Source organism: Mesorhizobium sp. M0029 (assembly GCF_040323735.1).
Classification (GTDB): Bacteria; Pseudomonadota; Alphaproteobacteria; order Rhizobiales; family Rhizobiaceae; genus Mesorhizobium.
Genome location: NZ_JAMYVF010000007.1, coordinates 148,027 through 164,818, shown reverse-complemented (window position 1 = coordinate 164,818; position 16,792 = coordinate 148,027). Strand labels below are relative to the sequence as shown.

General features: G+C 61.5%; 17 protein-coding genes. 10 read left to right on the top strand and 7 right to left on the bottom strand.

Annotated elements, in window-relative coordinates; translation table 11 throughout:
• Window positions 1-211: 211 nt before the first annotated feature.
• Window positions 212-2,044 carry an ATP-binding protein gene (locus NKJ76_RS14550; RefSeq protein ID WP_023668338.1) on the bottom strand — a complete coding sequence of 611 codons (1,833 nt, stop codon included), beginning with the start codon at window positions 2,042-2,044 and terminating at the stop codon, window positions 212-214.
• A 152-nt stretch (window positions 2,045-2,196) separates the two neighbouring features.
• Here NKJ76_RS14550 and NKJ76_RS14545 point away from each other — a divergent pair, with 152 nt between their 5' ends.
• Genes NKJ76_RS14545 through NKJ76_RS14535 form a run of 3 tightly spaced genes read left to right on the top strand, consistent with a single transcriptional unit; the run spans window position 2,197 to window position 3,613 of the window.
• A complete protein-coding gene (locus NKJ76_RS14545) occupies window positions 2,197-2,763 on the top strand; it encodes a helix-turn-helix domain-containing protein (protein WP_023668339.1) in 567 nt (188 codons plus the stop codon).
• Window positions 2,764-2,767: 4 nt separating this feature from the next.
• On the top strand, window positions 2,768-3,076 hold the full coding sequence (locus tag NKJ76_RS14540) for a hypothetical protein (protein ID WP_023668340.1): 309 nt from the start codon (window positions 2,768-2,770) through the stop codon (window positions 3,074-3,076).
• A 15-nt stretch (window positions 3,077-3,091) separates the two neighbouring features.
• On the top strand, window positions 3,092-3,613 hold the full coding sequence (locus tag NKJ76_RS14535) for a GNAT family N-acetyltransferase (protein WP_023668341.1): 522 nt from the start codon (window positions 3,092-3,094) through the stop codon (window positions 3,611-3,613).
• Here NKJ76_RS14535 and NKJ76_RS14530 read toward each other — a convergent pair.
• The 3 genes from NKJ76_RS14530 to NKJ76_RS14520 form a co-directional block, all read right to left on the bottom strand.
• Window positions 3,610-5,412 carry an NAD(P)-binding domain-containing protein gene (locus NKJ76_RS14530; protein WP_352537725.1) on the bottom strand — a complete coding sequence of 601 codons (1,803 nt, stop codon included), beginning with the start codon at window positions 5,410-5,412 and terminating at the stop codon, window positions 3,610-3,612. The two genes, NKJ76_RS14535 and NKJ76_RS14530, sit on opposite strands and share 4 nt — an antisense overlap.
• A 138-nt stretch (window positions 5,413-5,550) precedes the next feature.
• Window positions 5,551-5,883 (bottom strand): LysR substrate-binding domain-containing protein, encoded by a 333-nt coding sequence (locus NKJ76_RS14525; protein WP_352537724.1) that lies wholly within the window; start codon window positions 5,881-5,883, stop codon window positions 5,551-5,553.
• Window positions 5,817-6,440: a LysR family transcriptional regulator gene (locus NKJ76_RS14520; protein WP_352537723.1), complete on the bottom strand. Its 624-nt coding sequence runs from the start codon at window positions 6,438-6,440 to the stop codon at window positions 5,817-5,819. Before NKJ76_RS14520 ends, NKJ76_RS14525 begins: the two co-directional genes overlap by 67 nt.
• Before the next feature lie 121 nt (window positions 6,441-6,561).
• Between NKJ76_RS14520 and tmpA the strand changes: the two genes are divergently transcribed.
• The 3 genes from tmpA to NKJ76_RS14505 all read left to right on the top strand — a co-directional run bounded on the left by tmpA (window position 6,562) and on the right by NKJ76_RS14505 (window position 9,117).
• Window positions 6,562-7,713 (top strand): 2-trimethylaminoethylphosphonate dioxygenase, encoded by a 1,152-nt coding sequence (gene tmpA, locus NKJ76_RS14515; RefSeq protein ID WP_352537722.1) that lies wholly within the window; start codon window positions 6,562-6,564, stop codon window positions 7,711-7,713.
• On the top strand, window positions 7,710-8,294 hold the full coding sequence (gene tmpB / locus NKJ76_RS14510; RefSeq protein WP_023707734.1) for a (R)-1-hydroxy-2-trimethylaminoethylphosphonate oxygenase: 585 nt from the start codon (window positions 7,710-7,712) through the stop codon (window positions 8,292-8,294). The genes tmpA and tmpB overlap by 4 nt, the downstream gene beginning before the upstream one ends.
• 394 nt (window positions 8,295-8,688) lie before the next feature.
• Entirely contained in the window at window positions 8,689-9,117 is a 429-nt protein-coding gene (locus NKJ76_RS14505; protein ID WP_023731683.1) for a hypothetical protein, read from the top strand.
• A gap of 49 nt (window positions 9,118-9,166) precedes the next feature.
• Here the strand turns inward: NKJ76_RS14505 and NKJ76_RS14500 are convergent, their stop codons facing one another.
• From NKJ76_RS14500 to NKJ76_RS14490, 3 genes are all read right to left on the bottom strand, one after another.
• Window positions 9,167-9,814: a LuxR C-terminal-related transcriptional regulator gene (locus NKJ76_RS14500; protein WP_023668347.1), complete on the bottom strand. Its 648-nt coding sequence runs from the start codon at window positions 9,812-9,814 to the stop codon at window positions 9,167-9,169.
• On the bottom strand, window positions 9,811-11,202 hold the full coding sequence (locus tag NKJ76_RS14495) for a sensor histidine kinase (protein WP_023690914.1): 1,392 nt from the start codon (window positions 11,200-11,202) through the stop codon (window positions 9,811-9,813). Before NKJ76_RS14495 ends, NKJ76_RS14500 begins: the two co-directional genes overlap by 4 nt.
• Before the next feature lie 163 nt (window positions 11,203-11,365).
• Window positions 11,366-11,668: a DUF1236 domain-containing protein gene (locus tag NKJ76_RS14490; RefSeq protein WP_023731684.1), complete on the bottom strand. Its 303-nt coding sequence runs from the start codon at window positions 11,666-11,668 to the stop codon at window positions 11,366-11,368.
• Between the two features lie 577 nt (window positions 11,669-12,245).
• Between NKJ76_RS14490 and NKJ76_RS14485 the strand changes: the two genes are divergently transcribed.
• The 4 genes from NKJ76_RS14485 to NKJ76_RS14470 all read left to right on the top strand — a co-directional run bounded on the left by NKJ76_RS14485 (window position 12,246) and on the right by NKJ76_RS14470 (window position 16,685).
• Window positions 12,246-13,208 (top strand): DUF1236 domain-containing protein, encoded by a 963-nt coding sequence (locus NKJ76_RS14485; protein ID WP_023668350.1) that lies wholly within the window; start codon window positions 12,246-12,248, stop codon window positions 13,206-13,208.
• A gap of 330 nt (window positions 13,209-13,538) precedes the next feature.
• Window positions 13,539-15,335 (top strand): acetolactate synthase 3 large subunit, encoded by a 1,797-nt coding sequence (locus NKJ76_RS14480; protein ID WP_352537721.1) that lies wholly within the window; start codon window positions 13,539-13,541, stop codon window positions 15,333-15,335.
• Window positions 15,336-15,416: 81 nt separating this feature from the next.
• A complete protein-coding gene (gene ilvN, locus NKJ76_RS14475) occupies window positions 15,417-15,989 on the top strand; it encodes an acetolactate synthase small subunit (protein WP_023668352.1) in 573 nt (190 codons plus the stop codon).
• A gap of 99 nt (window positions 15,990-16,088) precedes the next feature.
• Window positions 16,089-16,685, top strand: a complete 597-nt coding sequence (locus tag NKJ76_RS14470; RefSeq protein ID WP_352537720.1) for a LysE family translocator — start codon at window positions 16,089-16,091, stop codon at window positions 16,683-16,685.
• Window positions 16,686-16,792 lie beyond the last annotated feature (107 nt).

The window sequence follows — 16,792 nt, the reverse complement described above, 5'->3', positions numbered from 1 at the left end:
CATGAGGTGGTGGCGGCAGCTATGGCTACGGCCGGCGTAGGCCGGTGCTCACGGACTCAATGTCCGCTCCGCTCCGGTTCTCGAAGTCGACACCAACCGACTCAGCCTGACGAATTTTCTGGCGTGATTTACCCAAGCGGGCCAACGAAGCCGAGCCCTGGCGCTCCGGCGGCTTCTCAATTGGCCGGCAAAAAAGTCGCTACGCTGAAGGTCAATCGTTCTGCGGGCGCATGCCGAAGGTTGTGGGCTTGAGGCCGTAGCGCAGGTCGAAATCGTCGTCGGGCTGGACGCGCTGGGCGGTGGCCGGCTTGCGGTAATCGGGATCGCCGGCCTGGCGGCCGGAGTCCACGACCTCGGCGAAGGCCATCTGCTGCTGTGGCTTCGGGACGTTGCGCAGCCGCTCGACGATGGCGGCGAGATCGACGTCGTTGCCGTCCTGCGAGAACTCGTCCTGCTCTCGCTTGGCGGTGCCGGGGATCAGGTTCTCCGCCAGTTTCTCGAACTTCAGCCGCATGGTCGTCGCCACGCCTTCACCGAAGGCGATGGCTTCGCGCTGGCCCATGGAGGACAGGAAGGCCAGCGTCGAGGCGGAGGAATCGGCGATCGCCGAGCGGATGATCGCCTGGTCCTGCTCATTGGCCAGCCGCATGGCGAAGAAGGTCGAGCATTGCGACAGGATGGTCGGATCGAGTTCACCCGGGCGCTGGGTGACGACGCCGAGATAGCAGCCATATTTGCGGCCTTCCTTGGCGATGCGCGACAGTGCATGCCTTGTCGGGGCGAAGCCTAGGCGCGGATCGGCCGGCATATAGCGGTGCGCTTCCTCGCACAGCAACAGCAGCTTCAGCCGGCCCTCGCTCCACAGCGCAAGGTCGAAGGCCAGGCGCGCCAGCACCGAACAGACGGAGTTGACCACTTCGGACGGCATGCCGGCCATCTCGAAACAGGTCACCGGGCGGCCATGATGCGGCACACGGAAAATATTGCCGATCGTCTCGTGGATCGTGTCCTCGATCAGCCGCGAATTGAACATGAAGCGATAGCGCGGGTCGGACGCGGCGGACTCGATGCGCGTCTTCAGCGATTTCAGCGTCGGGCGGTCGTTCTTGCTTTCCAAGAGGCCCATGCGCTCGTCGATCTGCTTGATGAGATCGACCATGCGGTAGGGCACCGGCGTGTCGGCGGTCAGCGCATCGCTGCCGCGGCGCACGTAAGAGCCTGAATTGGGATTGCGATAGAGGTTCTTGGCGGCGGGGATCAGGTCGCGCAGGACATCGACTTCTTCCGGCACGACCTCTCGGCCGCGAAACAGCACTTCGGCGAATTCTTCGAGCCTGAACATCCAGAACGGCAGATCAAGCGTCTTGGAATCGACCCGGACGCAGAACTCAGGCAGGGATGCCGCGAATTCATTGTGCGGATCGAGAATGAGGATTCGCAGATCGGGCCGGGCGGCGATCGATTTGCGCAGCAGCAGCGAGATGGCGGTGGATTTGCCGACGCCGGTTGTGCCGACAACGGCAAAATGGCGCGCCAGCGTGTCGTCGATGGCGATGTTGGCGTCGATCGACTCATCCTGCGACAGCGTACCGATGGTGATCGAATGACGCCCGGCGAGATCGTAGACCGCCTGCAGATCACGGGTACGGATGCGGTGCGCTATGGCGCCGATATGAGGATAGGTGGTGATGCCGCGGTCGAACACCGGTTTGGCCCCCGGTTCGGCGCCGTCGCGCACTTCGCCGATCAGCTCGACGCTGACTTCGATGGGATTTTGTCCCTCATTGCTCCAGGCGCGATCCGACTTGCCGATTTCGTAGACCAGACCAACGGTGCGCGATGTCCCGAGATTGATGGAGATCATCTTGCCGACGGTCCACAGGCCGGTGACCGCGCCTTCGATGTCGTCGGCATAGGCGCTGATGGTGGCGCGCGCACCGTCGCACTGCACGACGTTGCCGAGAATGCGCTTGTCGCTCTGCTCTGCGCGGCGGCGCTCCTGCGAGGTCGGTTCGCCGACGGAGGCTTCGCGCTCGACAAACATACGATCCGATCCCCATTCTCGTGGAGCGTCGATCCTACACAGACGGGGTTAAGGTGGCGTGATGCGGGATGGTGTAGCAGGGGTTAACCGGTCAGCGAAAATTCAACCAGCCGGCCTCTTTTCCGAATCTAAATATTCGATATATTGGACGAATGACTGATATAGCGAATGACATGTCGGCTACGATAGGCAGACGAATCCACGCCGAAAGAGCCTTGCGGGACTGGTCGTTGGCCGACCTGGCGAATCGCTCCGGCGTCTCCAAAGCCATGCTCAGCACTATCGAGCGCGGCATGACCAGCCCGACGGCCGCGCTGCTGGTGCGCATCGCCGCTGCTTTCGGCATGACGCTGTCGACGCTGATTGCACGCGCCGAGCAGCAAGGTGGCGGCCTGCTGCGCGAGAGTGAGCAGCCGGTTTGGCGCGACCCCGGTACGGGCTATGTCCGCCGGCATCTGTCGCCGGTTTCCGACACGCCGCTCGAATTGATCCGGGTGCAACTGCCGGCTGGCGCCAGTGTGAGTTTCCCGGCGGCGTCCTATGCCTTCATCAAGCAGCAGATGTGGCTGATCTCCGGGCGACTTGAGTTCACCGAGGGTGATATGGTGCATAGTCTCGAGCCCGGCGACTGCCTGGCGCTCGGCGCGCCGTCGGACTGCACGTTCCATGCCGTCGGACCGCAGCCGGCCGACTATCTGGTTGCGCTGGTCAGGGGCTGAAATCGTGGCAAGACGTCCCAAGCGCTCCGACAATGGCGGACCGCCGCTCGATGATTACAAGGGTCCGCCATGGGGCAGGGGCGATCCCTACATCTTCCTGGCCTGGCAGGCAGCGCATGCCAAGGCGTGGAAGGCGCCAAGCCGTGACGTGATGCTGATGCGCATGGAAAAGGCCGAGCGGCTTGGCCTGACCTATGAGGAATACACGCTCGAAATCCTCGAACGCGGGCTGCATCTGCAGCCGAAAGACACCGATCGCATCGCCGCGATCAAGGCGAGACGAAAGCGGCGCCGCGTCGCGCGTCTGGATTAGCAAGGGAAAGTGCAGGTGAGTCCCATCGAAATCAGGTCGCTGACTGCGGAAACACGCGACATGCTGGCCGACCTCCTGATCGAGACGGTCGCGGCCGGCGGCTCCGTCAGCTTCATGCATCCCTTATCCAGGCAAGCGGCGGAAACCTTCTGGAGCAACTCGTTGATGGCAGCAGAGAGAGGTGAAAGAGCGGTGCTGGGTGCTTGGTATGGCGACGCGTTGATCGGCACCGTCACCTTGCTGCTCGACTTTCCGGTCAATCAGCCGCACCGGGCCGAGATCGCCAAGCTCATGACCCGCGTCGAACACCGCGGCAAGGGCATAGCGAGCCGGCTGATGCGGGCGGCCGAAACGCTCGCCGTCGAGAAAGGCCGCACGCTTCTGGTGCTGGACACCGCAACCGAGGAGGGCGCTTCCGGCCTTTACGAAAAACTCGGCTTCACGCTCACTGGCGAAATACCGGACTTTGCCCTGAAACCGCATGGCGGGCTGACCGGCACGCTCATCTACTGGAAGCGCATCGGCGGCGCTGCCTAAGCCTTGTGGTGAACCTCTTGCAGCGCGTAGACCGGCGTCGCGATGCCTTCCATGCGCGCCTTCAGCTGCAGCGCCAGGAACTGGGAGTAATGGCGCGACTGGTGCAAATTGCCGCCATGGAACCACAGCGCCTCCTGCTGCGTCGGCTTCCACATGTTGCGCAGCTCGCCTTCCCAGGGGCCTGGGTCCTTCGTGGTGTTGGAGCCGAGGCCCCAGCATTTGCCGACCTTGTCGGCGACCTCCCGTGAGATCAAATCGGCCGCCCAGCCATTCATCGAACCGTAGCCGGTGGCGTAGACGATGAGATCGGCCGGCAGTTCCGATCCATCGCTGAGCAGGACCGAATGCTCCTTGATCTCCTTCACGTCGACACCGCTTTTCAGCTTGATCGACCCGTCGATGATCAGGTCGGAGGCGCCGACATCGATGTAATAGCCCGAGCCGCGTCGCAGATATTTCATGAAAAGGCCGGAGCCGTCGTCGCCCCAGTCGAGCATGAAGCCGGCCTTCTCCAGGCCTTTGTAGAAGTTGGCGTCGCGCTTCTTCATCTCGGCATAGGCCGGAATCTGGAATTCGTGCAGGATCTTGTAGGGCAGGGAGGCGAAGACGAGGTCGGCCTTGGCTGTGGTCATGCCGCTCGCAACCGCCTTTTCCGAATAGAGCGAGCCCAGGCCGATCTCCATCAGCGTGTCCGACTTGACGATGTGCGTGGTCGAGCGCTGCACCATGGTGACGTCGGCGCCGGCCTCCCAAAGGGCTGCTGCAATGTCGTGGGCGGAGTTGTTCGAGCCGATGACGACAGCTTGTCTGCCGACATAGGCATCGGGTCCCGGATGCTTCGAGGAGTGATGCTGGTCGCCCTTGAATGTGTCCATGCCCTTGAAGTTCGGCATGTTGGCCTTGCCGGATTGCCCCGTGGCCAGCACCAATTGTTTCGGCTTCAGCGTGATGTCCTTGCCGTCGCGGCGCACCACCACCGTCCATTCCTTCTTGCTGTCGTCATAGACAGCGCTCATGGCCTCGGTCGACGACCAGTAGTTCAGCTCCATTACCTTGGCGTACATTTCCAGCCAGTCGCCGATCTTGTCCTTGGGCGCGAAGACCGGCCAGTTCTTGGGGAAGTCGATATAGGGCAGATGGTCGTACCAGACCGGGTCGTGCAGGCACAGCGACTTGTAGCGCTTGCGCCAGCTGTCGCCGGCACGCTCGTTCTTCTCGACGATGATGGTGGGCACGCCGAGTTGCCGCAGCCGGGCGCCGAGCGCGATGCCGCCCTGGCCGCCGCCAATGATGAGCGTATAGGGCTGCGTCTTGAAGCCGAGTTCGGCGGCTTCCTTCTCGCGCTCCTCCTTCCAGGTCGGGCGGTTCTTGCCATGGCCGTGCTTGGCGCCGAGCGGGCGGTCGAAACCGGCCGGCTCCTCATGGCCCTTGAGCTCGACCATGGTGGTGAGCAGCGTCCAGATCTTGCCGTCCTTCAGCCGGATTTGGCCGAAGCCGCGCGCGACAGACGTTTCGAAACTGATCCAGCCGTCGAGCACGCCGTCGCTTTCCGTGGCATCCTCGCCCTTGGCGATCGCCCAGTTCGACGGTTTGGTCCTGGCCAACTGGCTGACCAGCATGTCGCGCACCTGATCGCGGCCTTCCATCGTCTTGATGTTCCAGGTGAAGGTGACGAGATCGCGCCAGTAACAATCCTCCTGGAAGCAGGCGACCGCCTTGTCGGTGTCGCCGGCGGTGAGTGCCGCGCCGAAGCGATCGAGCAGGTCGGAAAGCTTCTTGTTGGGGGCCTTGTCGAGCATTGAATTTCCTCCGCGATTTTTCTTGGCCGCCTGTAGCGAGCGGAACCCTGCCGAAGCTTGACGTCCGGCCTGGCGCAGTATCGCGGCAAATTATGCGCCGCGTCACGTCGTTCAATAGTTTGCCGCGTATTCAGGGGCTTATCGGGAAATCGGGACGCCGAAGACCGTTGCGAACCAGCGGCGGACCGCTTCTTCGGCCGGGCTCAGATGCGCGCCCGAAGGTGCGGTCAGATAGTGGCCGGCACCGCTCGACAGCGTAAAGCCGGACAGGGTAACGAGAGATCCTTCGCGCAGTGCCGCGTCGGCCAACGGTCGCGATCCCAGCACCATGCCGGCGCCGTGCTTCGCCGCCTCCAACGCGGTAACGAAACTGTCGAATTTGTGCGTGGGCCCGAGCGCCGGCTTCATCCGGGCGACGGCGAACCACTCGCCCCACATTTCCCGCGCGCCGACCACTGTAAGTCTCGGCATCCTGTCCAATCCTTGGCCTTGGCGACATTTGGCGACGCCATCGGCGTCAAGGTTTCGCGGGTGAGGCGGTCGGCCTGCCGTCCGGCAAAGGAGCCGGAGCCAATGCCGAATCGGATGTCGAGACCCACAAAGCGCTCGCCGTAATCGGCCGGTGTGTGGATGGTCTCGATCTGCAGCTGGACGAAGGGCAGGTCCTTGGCCATTTGCGGCAGCTTTGGCGCGATCATCAGCACGGCAAAGGAAATCGGCGAGCGGATCGTCACGCTCTGGACGGTCTTGGGTTCGAACAGCTCGCGCGTGCTGTTGGCGATCACGGCAAAGGCCGATTGCAGATGCGGCAGGTAGGCGGCACCCTCCGGCGTCAATTCGACGCCGCGCGCCAGGCGGATGAACAGCGGCTGCTTCAACCGCTCTTCGAGAGAACGGATGTGCTGGCTGACCGCAGCCTGGGTCAGGCCAAGCTCGGCCGCGGCGGCGGTGAAATTCGACAGCCGCGCGGCGGCCTCGAAACTCCGCAGCCAGTCGAGCGGCGGCAAGGGCAGGGTTGTTTGAGGCATAAACCGTTTATGGCCTTTGGCCGCAAAATGATAATTTGAGTTATGCCTTCGACATCATCACGATGCAACCGGAAACCCTGCGGAGTTGGCTGCGGGGCGCAGCGGACAGGAACGGATCTCCATGCTTACCCAGGCGCTGATCGGCGACGAAGGAAGAACGATCGACCTCGGTTGGAAGGACGGCGCGCGCACTCGCTTTCACGCCATGTGGTTGCGCGACAATGCGCTCGACGACAAGACGCGCAGCGCCGGCAACGGCCAGCGGCTGATCACCATTCTCGACATTCCGGCGCAAACGCGGATCGGCGCAGCCGCGATCAAGGGCGATGCGCTTGAAGTCAGTTTCGAACCGGAGGGAAAGACGGTGCGCTTTCCTGCGGCATGGCTGAGCGCCAATGCCTATGACCGCGATGCCGCCCGACAGCCCGGCTGGACAGGCGAGGGCACCGTGCGATGGACCAGGGCCTCTATGCAGAATTCGGTGCCGCGCGCCGGCTATGTCGCGGCCAGCCGCGACCGCGCCGTCTTGCGGCAATGGCTGTCGGCGGTGAAGACCTACGGCTTCGCGGTGATGGACGATCTGCCGGCCGAATCCGGGGCGCTGTGCAAAGTGTCCGATCTGTTCGGCTATATCAGGGAGACCAATTACGGCCGCTGGTTCGAGGTGCGCGCCGAGGTCAATCCAACCAATCTGGCCTACACCAATCTTGGCCTGCAGGCGCATACCGACAACCCCTATCGTGATCCGGTGCCGACCTTGCAGATCCTGTCGTGTATCGAAAACACGGTCGAGGGCGGCGAATCCAGCGTCGTCGATGGTTTTGCCGTGGCGGCCGCGCTGCAGGCCGAAAACCCCGAAGGCTTCCGGCTGTTGAGTTCATACCGGGCGCGCTTCGAATATGCCGGCTCGTCGGGCGTGCGATTGCAGGCCAAGCGGCCGATGATCGAGCTCGGGCCGGATGGCGAACTCATCGCCATCCGCTTCAACAACCGCTCGCTGGCGCCGACCGTCGATGTGCCGTTCGCGGAGATGGAGGCCTACTACGCCGCCTATCGCCGGTTTGCCGAACTGATCGAGGATCCGTCCTTCGAAGTGACCTTCAAGCTCGAGGCGGGCCAGGCCTTCATCGTCGACAACACCCGCGTCATGCATGCCCGCAAGCAGTTCTCCGGCGCCGGCAAGCGCTGGCTGCAGGGCTGCTACGCCGACAAGGATGGCCTTTTGTCGACGCTGTCGGCGATCGAACACGAATTCAAGGAAGCAGCGGAATGAGCAGCCAGGATTTGAACGCGAGCAACATCGTCGAATTCATCGCCGATATTTTCGAACGCCGAGGGGCTGAATCCTATCTCGGCGAACCCGTCACCATGTCGGAGCACATGTTGCAGGGCGCCTGGTTCGCCGAAAAGGACGGCGCGCCCGATGTGCTGGTGGCGGCAGCACTGCTGCACGATATCGGCCACTACACCAGCGAGTTCGGCACCTATTCGCCCGACGATGTCGAGGACAAGCATCATGACGAAGCCGGCGGCGAGGTGCTGGCGCCGTTCTTTCCACCGGTGATCGTCGAATGCGTCAGGCTGCATGTCGCGGCCAAGCGCTACCTCTGCGCTACCGACCCCACCTATTTCGGCAGGCTGTCGCAGGCCTCGGTCCACACGCTGTCGCTGCAAGGCGGGCCGATGAATGCCGAAGAGGTGGCCGAGTTCCGCAAGAACCCGTTCCACGAGGAAGCGGTGCGGGTTCGCATCTGGGACGAGGCCGGCAAGATCGCCAACATGAAGACCCGGGCATTTCGCGACTACATGCCGCTGCTGCAGCGGGTTGTCCGCGACTTCGCCAATCGCGCCTGATCGCAATCCGGGGAAGGAACGGCATATGCACCGTTTCGACGGCAAACATGCGCTAACCGTATGCCGCCGCAGACTTGCCGCGAGCGTCTGCGTGCGCAGGCGCTCGCGCCTCGCTGCCGATCCCTACCGGTGACGAGCCTTGTCACCGCGGATTTTATTGCGACATCCGTCGGCGCGGCCCAAGATCAGTAGGTCAGACTTCGGTGTATATTTGACTCAGACGAAGGTCTGAGAATCGAGCTGCAAGCACGAAAGGAGAGTTTCCTCAGCGTTTGTGAGCCGCAATTTTGGGCTGTTCATTCTTGAATACCGTGACACATCATGATGTGATGGTGGCATGAATGGAGAAAGGCAGCCCCTGTTTTCATCCGTGCGTCGCCGGGCGTACTTTAGCTTGCGCGTATTCGCGGCGGTTGCGGTGACGATGCCGGTGCTTGGTCTGCGGTTGAGCCATGTCGACGGTTACAAGATCGAATTCGCCGCTGCCAGCGCCAAGAGCGGAAACAATGGCAATGGTAACGGTGGTGGCAACGGTAGTGGTAACGGTAATGGCTCAGGCGGCAACGCCGGGAATGGCAACGCCAACGGAAAGGGAAAAAATGGTGCCGGCGACAACGCCGCCGGTAGCCAAGCTCCCAGTAGCCAAGTCAATGCCGCTGGCGACACGGTGACGGTACAGGGCGCCAAAATCCAGGTCGTGCATCGCGATGGATTCAGCGAAAGCATCGAGGCCGGCCGCTTCACTATGAAGGATCCGCTTGGAAGGACAATTGTCGAACGCGCCGTAAGGGCCTCCGACATTGCTCGTCTGAAAGGGCTGTAACTGTTGGTTCGCCAACCAGCATCCGACCTTCAGACAAGCCCCGATCTCCCTATACAAGACCCGTTTTGGGCGCGTGCATAAGAATGGCTGCTTCGGTGCGGTTTCGCACCTTTAGCTTTTGAAATATCCGAGTCATGTGGTGTTTTACCGTTTTCTCCTGCAGGTTGAGACGTTTGGCGACTTCTTTATTGCTCAGTCCTTCGCCTACCAAGGAGATTATCCCAAGCTCGCGTCCCGAGAGATTGGCAACGAGATCGGTTGTGCGCTTTTCCGGCCGGATCAGTTCATTCAAAAGCTGCGCTGACAGGGTCGGCGAAACATATTTTTTTCCTGCGGCTATATAAGTCAGCACCTCGGCCAGCGATGCCGCCCCAATCCCTTTTAGCACATATCCGCGTACGCCCAGCCTGAGCGCCGTTGCCAAATCGGCGTTCGCCTCCGAGACGGTGAGCATGACGATCTTGCAGTCAGGCTGAGTTGCAAGAATATTTTCCGCTGCCGCCAGACCCCCTCCCGGCAAACTGATGTCTAGCAGCAATATGTCGGGATTTGCCAAGGCCGCAAGCTGTTCGGCATCCGTCGCGGTTTCGCCCGCACCAACGACTTCGAAGCCGCCGATTTCGGCGAGGCTGCGAGCCACACCCTCGCGAAACAGCGGATGATCATCAACAATGGCAATCCTTATGGGAGCGGTCATTTCTGGTCCTCGATGTTGAGCGTTATGGTCAGCCGGGTCCCCCTGGGGCTCGAAAAGGTCTCGAAGTGACCTCCGATACTTTCGATACGTTCCCTCATACCGGCGAGTCCAAGTCCTTCACACGATCCCGACTGGAATCCAGGGCCGTGATCAAGCACTTGAATGAGGAGCTTGCCCTGCGTCACTCTCGCCTTGACAGCCTGCCCCTTGCCCAGACCGTGTCGCCAGGCATTGTTCAGCCCCTCCTGCGCGAAGCGAAAGATGCTTATTTTCTCGGACGTCCCCAGGTCGGGCAGGCGAGATGGCAGTGAAAGCGATACGGAGGAGGCCGTCCGGCGTTCATGTTCGGCAACCGCAAGCCGCAATATCTCCGCGACTGTCGAAGCTTCGATCTGTGGCAGCACGAGGCCGGTGCAGATGGCGCGGATCTCCCGCATCGCCTCGTCCAACGTATGATGGATATCGGCGATCTCGGTCTTCCGGTGGCTTGGGGATGCGGCGGGATCGAGCAGCAGAGGGCTGTCCATGCGCAGCGCAGCCAGTGCGACCAGCTGAGCTGGACCGTCATGCAAATCAGACCCGATGCGACGCAAGTAACGCTCGTTGATTGCCGTTGCGCGGCGCGACGCCTGCTGGACGCGCTCCCGCAAAGCGGAATTCTGCTCCAAAAGCAACTGAAGTTCGGCCACTTGTGTCTCAAGTGCTGAACGCTGCGTTTCGATAGTGCTGCTGCCGCGAAGCACGATTCCCGAGAGCATCGCCAAGGCGACCGCGGTCGCGCCAGCCACGAGCAGCCAGCTCGACCATAGTGCCGAGTTTAAAGTGCCCTGAAGATCGTCGGCTATCTCGTAGAACTCGGAAACGGCCACAACATCGCCCGACCACGGCTCTCGAACCGGATTGTAGATCTCGAGCAGCGAGGCGGTGGGGCTCTTCCGTTCCTTCCTTTCATTTTCGTCCAGATCATTGAATTGCGCCACCACGTTTCCACCGAACGCATGCAGCAAGTTCGCATTTGGCTCGAAGGTCTGGCCGATAAGAGCCGCGTCTTTGGCGTACAGCACCTTGCCATCACGCCGCCAAAGCACGAACGACGCCAGTTTTTTGCCGAGAGCACCCTGGTCCAGGGTTTCATCGAGCGCCCGTTTAACGGTGTCGCTGAGCTGCTGGCTTTTGCGCATATCCGGCAGGATTGGCGCGATGACACTGTCGACGTAAAGCGCGGTCGTGCTTGCAGAGTTGCGGATCACTCCATCTCGTATTTGCGAGGTGACCCATAGGCCGACGACCAGCATCAGCGACAGCAGCCCAATGCTTCCGACTATGATGAACTGCCAAGCCAACGATAGCCTGTTCCAGTTTTGATAGAGACTATCAATGTAGCGCACGTCTCAACCGACCCCGCGACTTTGGCCGCGCCAAAATGCCTAAGCCATCCTACATCTAGAACGGTCGATGGTGCGAGCAAGCGCTAGGTTGAATTGCCGGGGAAACCGCAATTTCAGGGCATGATCCCACCGCCACCCGCGGGGAACGGCGGTGGGATCAGCGTTACTGTATGATCTTGACGATCTTCCGCGTGCCGGGGTCGACCAGCACGGTTCGCCCGTCGACCACAACGTAGCGATACTTGACGCTCGGCACTTCATGCAGTTCCACCGTGTCGGGAATGGCGGTCCCCACGTTCAATTCGACACCTGGAATCTTCACCGACGCAAGGGGCTGCTTTTTCACGTATTCGCGCACAACCGTTTCCTGCTCCGGCGCGATGATGACGTCTTGAGCGGCAACTACGCCCGCGCTCGCGAGCAGCAAGAATCCGGCAATTGCGGTCGACTGGTACATGGTCGTCATGATTCTCTCCTTCATCAACGCTCATGCATCTTGCGCGAGCTCGATTCCGATACGGTGGTTGTTGGTGAGGTTGATGCACACCGCAAGCCGAACGGGCTTTTCGCGGCTGCGTTCCCGCGTGGGGCTTCGGTCCGGGCGTCATCGGGCCAATGGACTATAGGGAGAGGGACCAAAGTCTGGTGCCAGGCTGTAGAGGTCCTAGAGCCTCCTCAGGGCGGAACACAGGGTTCTCGGCATCGTTGAGATCAGCACTTGTGGGAGGCGTTAATGGACAACAGCGTCCATCAGGCACGATGGTTGCTCTTGCCTGTTTTCGGGGTAGCCATCCTGGTCATGACGACGGGAGTACTTCTAAGCTTGTGAGGCTGGTGTCATCGCTATGGGATCACAAGCTCAGGAAAAAACAAAATGTTGCGTTGCATTAATTGTTTGATGCAATTTGTAGGTGATTGTTGCAAAATTACTGCCAACATTCATTGGTCTTCTTAGAAGCCCGATTTTATTCACAAAATGTGGAACAAAGTATTTTTGGCAGAGTTGGCTAGGCTGAGGGACCGACTCTTTAAGGAGAAAGCAGATGAAACATGTGTTGATCACGAGCATGATTGCGCTTGGCGTCGGGTGCGGCGCCGCGATCGCCCAGACCCAGGCCGTGCAGCCGAGCGGTGGCGACAACTGCGCCGCCGGCGCGGCCGATTGCCAGAAGGGCGGCAAGGCCGGCGAACAGGCGCAAGGCAAGATGAAGTCACAGACCGATCAGAATGCACAGGGCCAGGCTGGCGCCACGACCGATCAGCAGGCTCAGGGCAAAGCCAAGCTCAAGACGGATGAACAGGCACAGGGCAAGGCCGGGACCAGTACCGAGCAGAATGCTCAGGGTCAGGCCGGCGCCACGACCGATCAGCAGGCTCAGGGCAAGGCCAAGCTCAAGACGGATGAACAGGCCCAGGGCAAGGCCGGGACCAGCACCGAGCAGAATGCTCAGGGCCAGACCGGCACCAGCACCGAGAAGCAGGCTCAGGGCAAGGCCAAGCTCAAGACGGATGAACAGGCCCAAGGCAAGGCCGGGACCAGCACCGAGCAGAACGCTCAGGGCCAGACCGGCACCAGCACCGAGAAGCAGGCTCAGGGCAAAGCCGGGACCAGCACCGAGCAGAACGCTCAGGGCCAGACCGGCACCAGCACGGACCAGCAGGCCCAGGGCAAGGCCGGGACCACCACCGAGCAGAACGCTCAGGGCAACACAAACGTCCAGACCGACCAGGGCAATACGGCCTCGATCAACAACGTGACAGTCGAGCAGAAGACGCAGGTCACGCAGATCATCCACGAGACCAGGGTTGAGCCGGTGAAGAACGTCGACTTCGACATTTCGGTCGGCATCGAGGTGCCGCGGCACAAAGTGCGCCTGCACCGTCTGCCGGCGCGCATTGTCAAGATCGTCCCGGCCTACGAATCCTATGAGTACTTCGTGCTGGCCGACGGGCGCATCGTCATCGTCGACCCGGATACGTACAAGATCGTGCTGATCCTGACGTGACACGGCAGTGACTCTTGTTCCCGGCGCGGTGCGATTAGGGGTATCGTATGCGCCGCGGTGGCCCGCCGACCAGAGGCGGCGGGCCACTTGCTTTGTCTTTCGCATCGCGCGTTTTTCCCGTTGACACCTTGCCTTTCACCCTCGTAGTGTCCGCCACGATGAAAAAGGCACTCATTCTCGTAGGAAAGCGCGTGGGCAAGGCGGTGTAACCGCCGGGCGAAAACCTCCCATGCGCAACACACAGGCTCCCATCGGGGGCCTTTTTTATTGCCCGAAACACGACTAAACGACCAGCAATCGCCTCATGGCTAGAAGTACGGGACCAGACCGATGAGCAACGGACAGAACGAACGGCGCGAAATACCAAACAGGGAAATGACTGGCGCCGAAATGGTGGTGCAGGCGCTGAAGGACAATGGCGTCAAGCATGTCTTCGGTTATCCCGGCGGCGCGGTGCTTCCGATCTATGACGAAATCTTCCAGCAGGACGAGGTCGAGCACATCCTCGTCCGCCACGAGCAAGGCGCAGGGCATGCGGCCGAAGGCTATGCCCGCTCGACCGGCAAGGCCGGCGTCATGCTGGTGACCTCCGGCCCGGGCGCCACCAATGCGGTGACGCCGCTGCAGGATGCGCTGATGGATTCGATCCCGCTGGTCTGCCTGACCGGGCAGGTGCCGACTTCGCTGATCGGCTCCGACGCGTTCCAGGAGTGCGACACGGTCGGCATCACGCGCCCCTGCACCAAGCACAACTGGCTGGTGAAGGACGTCAACGAATTGGCCGCCACCATCCATGAGGCCTTCCATGTCGCGACGACCGGCCGCCCCGGCCCGGTGGTGGTCGACATTCCGAAGGATGTGCAGTTCGCCAAAGGCATCTATGTGCCGCCGCAGGCGGCGCCGCGCACCAGCTACCAGCCGAAGGTCCAGGGCGACCTGGAAAAGATCAAGGCCGCCGTCGAACTGATGGCCGGCGCCAAGAAGCCGATCATCTATTCGGGCGGCGGCGTCATCAACTCCGGTCCGGAGGCCAGCCATCTGCTGCGCGAACTGGTCGACCTCACCGGCTTCCCGATCACCTCGACGCTGATGGGCCTCGGCGCCTATCCGGCATCGGGCAAGAACTGGATGGGCATGCTGGGCATGCACGGCACTTATGAAGCCAATATGGCGATGCATGATTGCGACGTGATGATCTGCATCGGCGCGCGCTTCGACGACCGCATCACCGGACGGCTGACCGCCTTCTCGCCCAACTCGAAGAAGATCCACATCGACATCGATCCATCGTCGATCAACAAGAACGTGCACACGGAAGTGCCCATCATCGGCGATGTCGGCCGGGTGCTGGAGGACATGGTGCGGCTGTGGCGGGCGAGCGCCAAGGCCGACAAGAAGGCGCTCCATCCCTGGTGGGAGCAGATCGCCAAATGGCGCGCGCGTGACTCGCTCGCGTTCAAGATGAACCACGATGTGATCATGCCGCAATATGCCATCCAGCGGCTCTACGAACTGACCAAGGACATGGACACCTACATCACCACCGAGGTCGGCCAGCACCAGATGTGGGCGGCGCAGCACTATCATTTCGAGAAGCCGAACCGCTGGATGACGTCGGGCGGGTTGGGCACGATGGGCTACGGTCTGCCGGCTGCGCTCGGCGTACAGATCGCGCACCCGGATGCGCTGGTCATTGACATCGCAGGCGATGCCTCGGTGCAGATGACGATGCAGGAGATGAGCGCGGCGGTGCAGCACAATGCGCCGATCAAGGTCTTCATCCTCAACAACCAGTATATGGGCATGGTGCGCCAGTGGCAGCAATTGCTGCACGGCAACCGTCTGTCGCATTCCTACACCGAGGCGATGCCCGACTTCGTCAAGCTGGCTGACGCCTATGGCGGCCACGGCATTCGTTGCGAGAAGCCGGACGAGTTGGACGATGCGATCAAGGAGATGATCGCGGTGAAGAAGCCGGTGCTGTTCGATTGCCGGGTGGCGACGCTCGCCAACTGCTTCCCGATGATCCCGTCGGGCAAGGCGCATAATGAAATGCTCCTGCCCGACGAGGCGACCGACGAAGCCGTGGCCAACGCCATCGACGCCAAGGGCAGGGAACTGGTCTAGGTCCAAGCCGGGGCAGGGCTGTCGCGAGAAGCCGTGCGCAAACAGAGAATTAGCTCAAAGTCTGAAAACGAGATTCATGTCATGAACGCACAGCTTCAACCGACCGGCTCCGCCTATTTCATCGCCAAGGAAACGGAAAAGCCGGAGAACCACACGCTCTCCGTGCTGGTCGACAATGAGCCCGGCGTGCTTGCCCGGGTCATCGGCCTGTTTTCCGGCCGCGGTTATAACATCGAGAGCCTCACCGTCTCCGAGACCGAACACGAGAAGCACCTGTCGCGCATCACCATCGTGACGCGCGGCACGCCGCATGTGCTGGAGCAGATCAAGCATCAGCTCGAGCGCATCGTGCCGGTGCACCGCGTCGTCGATCTCACCGTGCGCTCGCACGAGTTCGGCCAGGAGCGGCCGCTGGAACGCGAGCTGGCGCTGGTCAAGGTCGCCGGCACTGGCGAAGCCCGCGTCGAGGCGCTGCGTCTGGCGGATGCTTTTCGCGCGTCGGTCATCGACGCCAACACCGAGCACTTCATCTTCGAGATTACCGGCAAGGGTTCGAAGCTCGACCAGTTCATCGCCATCATGAAGCCGCTCGGCCTGGTCGAGATCTGCCGCACCGGCGTGGCGGCGATGAACCGGGGCCCGCAGGGGATGTAGGCCTTCATGCGCGCGGCGGGGCGCTTTGGACCAATGGAATGAGGTTGCGTCCAACGCCCTGTCGACTTAAGTCAGCATTGCTGACCTTTGTGAGCCGTCATGACCCTCGACGCTTTCCTTGCCCTTTTGGTCTACGCCTTCGTGACCTCGATCACGCCGGGGCCGAACAACCTCATGCTCTTGGCGTCGGGCGTGAATTTCGGCCTGGTCAGAACCATTCCCCATATGCTGGGCATCAGCATGGGTTTCCTGGTGCTGTTGCTTGCTGTCGGCGTTGGCCTGGGCGCGGTGCTTACGGCGTTTCCGGCCTTGCACACCGGATTGAAGATCGCCGGCGCTGCCTATCTGCTCTATCTCGCCTGGAAGATCGCCATGTCGCGCTCGCTGTCCAGCAAGGGTGAGACGGAGGCACGGCCGATGCGCTTCATCGAGGCAGCCGCATTCCAGTGGGTCAATGCGAAAGCCTGGGTGATGGCGATCACCGCCATGGCCGTCTACTCCAATCCGGACCACCCGTTCCTGTCGGTGGCGCTGATCGCGATGGCCTTCACCGTCGTCAACCTGCCGAGCGTCTCGATGTGGGCCGGTGTCGGCACAGCGTTGCGCGGGTTCCTGTCGGATCCGGTGCGGCTGAAATGGTTCAACATCGCCATGGGCGTGCTCTTGGCGGCGACGCTCTGGCCGATGCTGAAATAGACGCATCCGGCCTGAAATCTCAACCGCATCCTGGCTGGTTTTCCGACTGCTGAGCCGGCTGCATAGTCATTGTGCAGTGCACATTAAATCTTCGTAATGCCGTGTTT

What these genes read in the sequence shown, in the direction of transcription:
- NKJ76_RS14485 (WP_023668350.1), top strand. Translation starts at nt 12,246, where the DNA reads ATGAAACATGTGTTGATCACGAGCATGATTGCGCTTGGCGTCGGGTGC.
- NKJ76_RS14525 (WP_352537724.1), bottom strand. Translation starts at nt 5,883, where the DNA reads ATGCCGAGACTTACAGTGGTCGGCGCGCGGGAAATGTGGGGCGAGTGG.
- NKJ76_RS14530 (WP_352537725.1), bottom strand. Translation starts at nt 5,412, where the DNA reads ATGCTCGACAAGGCCCCCAACAAGAAGCTTTCCGACCTGCTCGATCGC.
- ilvN (WP_023668352.1), top strand. Translation starts at nt 15,417, where the DNA reads ATGAACGCACAGCTTCAACCGACCGGCTCCGCCTATTTCATCGCCAAG.
- tmpA (WP_352537722.1), top strand. Translation starts at nt 6,562, where the DNA reads ATGCTTACCCAGGCGCTGATCGGCGACGAAGGAAGAACGATCGACCTC.
- NKJ76_RS14470 (WP_352537720.1), top strand. Translation starts at nt 16,089, where the DNA reads ATGACCCTCGACGCTTTCCTTGCCCTTTTGGTCTACGCCTTCGTGACC.
- NKJ76_RS14490 (WP_023731684.1), bottom strand. Translation starts at nt 11,668, where the DNA reads ATGACGACCATGTACCAGTCGACCGCAATTGCCGGATTCTTGCTGCTC.
- tmpB (WP_023707734.1), top strand. Translation starts at nt 7,710, where the DNA reads ATGAGCAGCCAGGATTTGAACGCGAGCAACATCGTCGAATTCATCGCC.
- NKJ76_RS14480 (WP_352537721.1), top strand. Translation starts at nt 13,539, where the DNA reads ATGAGCAACGGACAGAACGAACGGCGCGAAATACCAAACAGGGAAATG.
- NKJ76_RS14520 (WP_352537723.1), bottom strand. Translation starts at nt 6,440, where the DNA reads ATGCCTCAAACAACCCTGCCCTTGCCGCCGCTCGACTGGCTGCGGAGT.
- NKJ76_RS14500 (WP_023668347.1), bottom strand. Translation starts at nt 9,814, where the DNA reads ATGACCGCTCCCATAAGGATTGCCATTGTTGATGATCATCCGCTGTTT.
- NKJ76_RS14545 (WP_023668339.1), top strand. Translation starts at nt 2,197, where the DNA reads ATGACTGATATAGCGAATGACATGTCGGCTACGATAGGCAGACGAATC.
- NKJ76_RS14550 (WP_023668338.1), bottom strand. Translation starts at nt 2,044, where the DNA reads ATGTTTGTCGAGCGCGAAGCCTCCGTCGGCGAACCGACCTCGCAGGAG.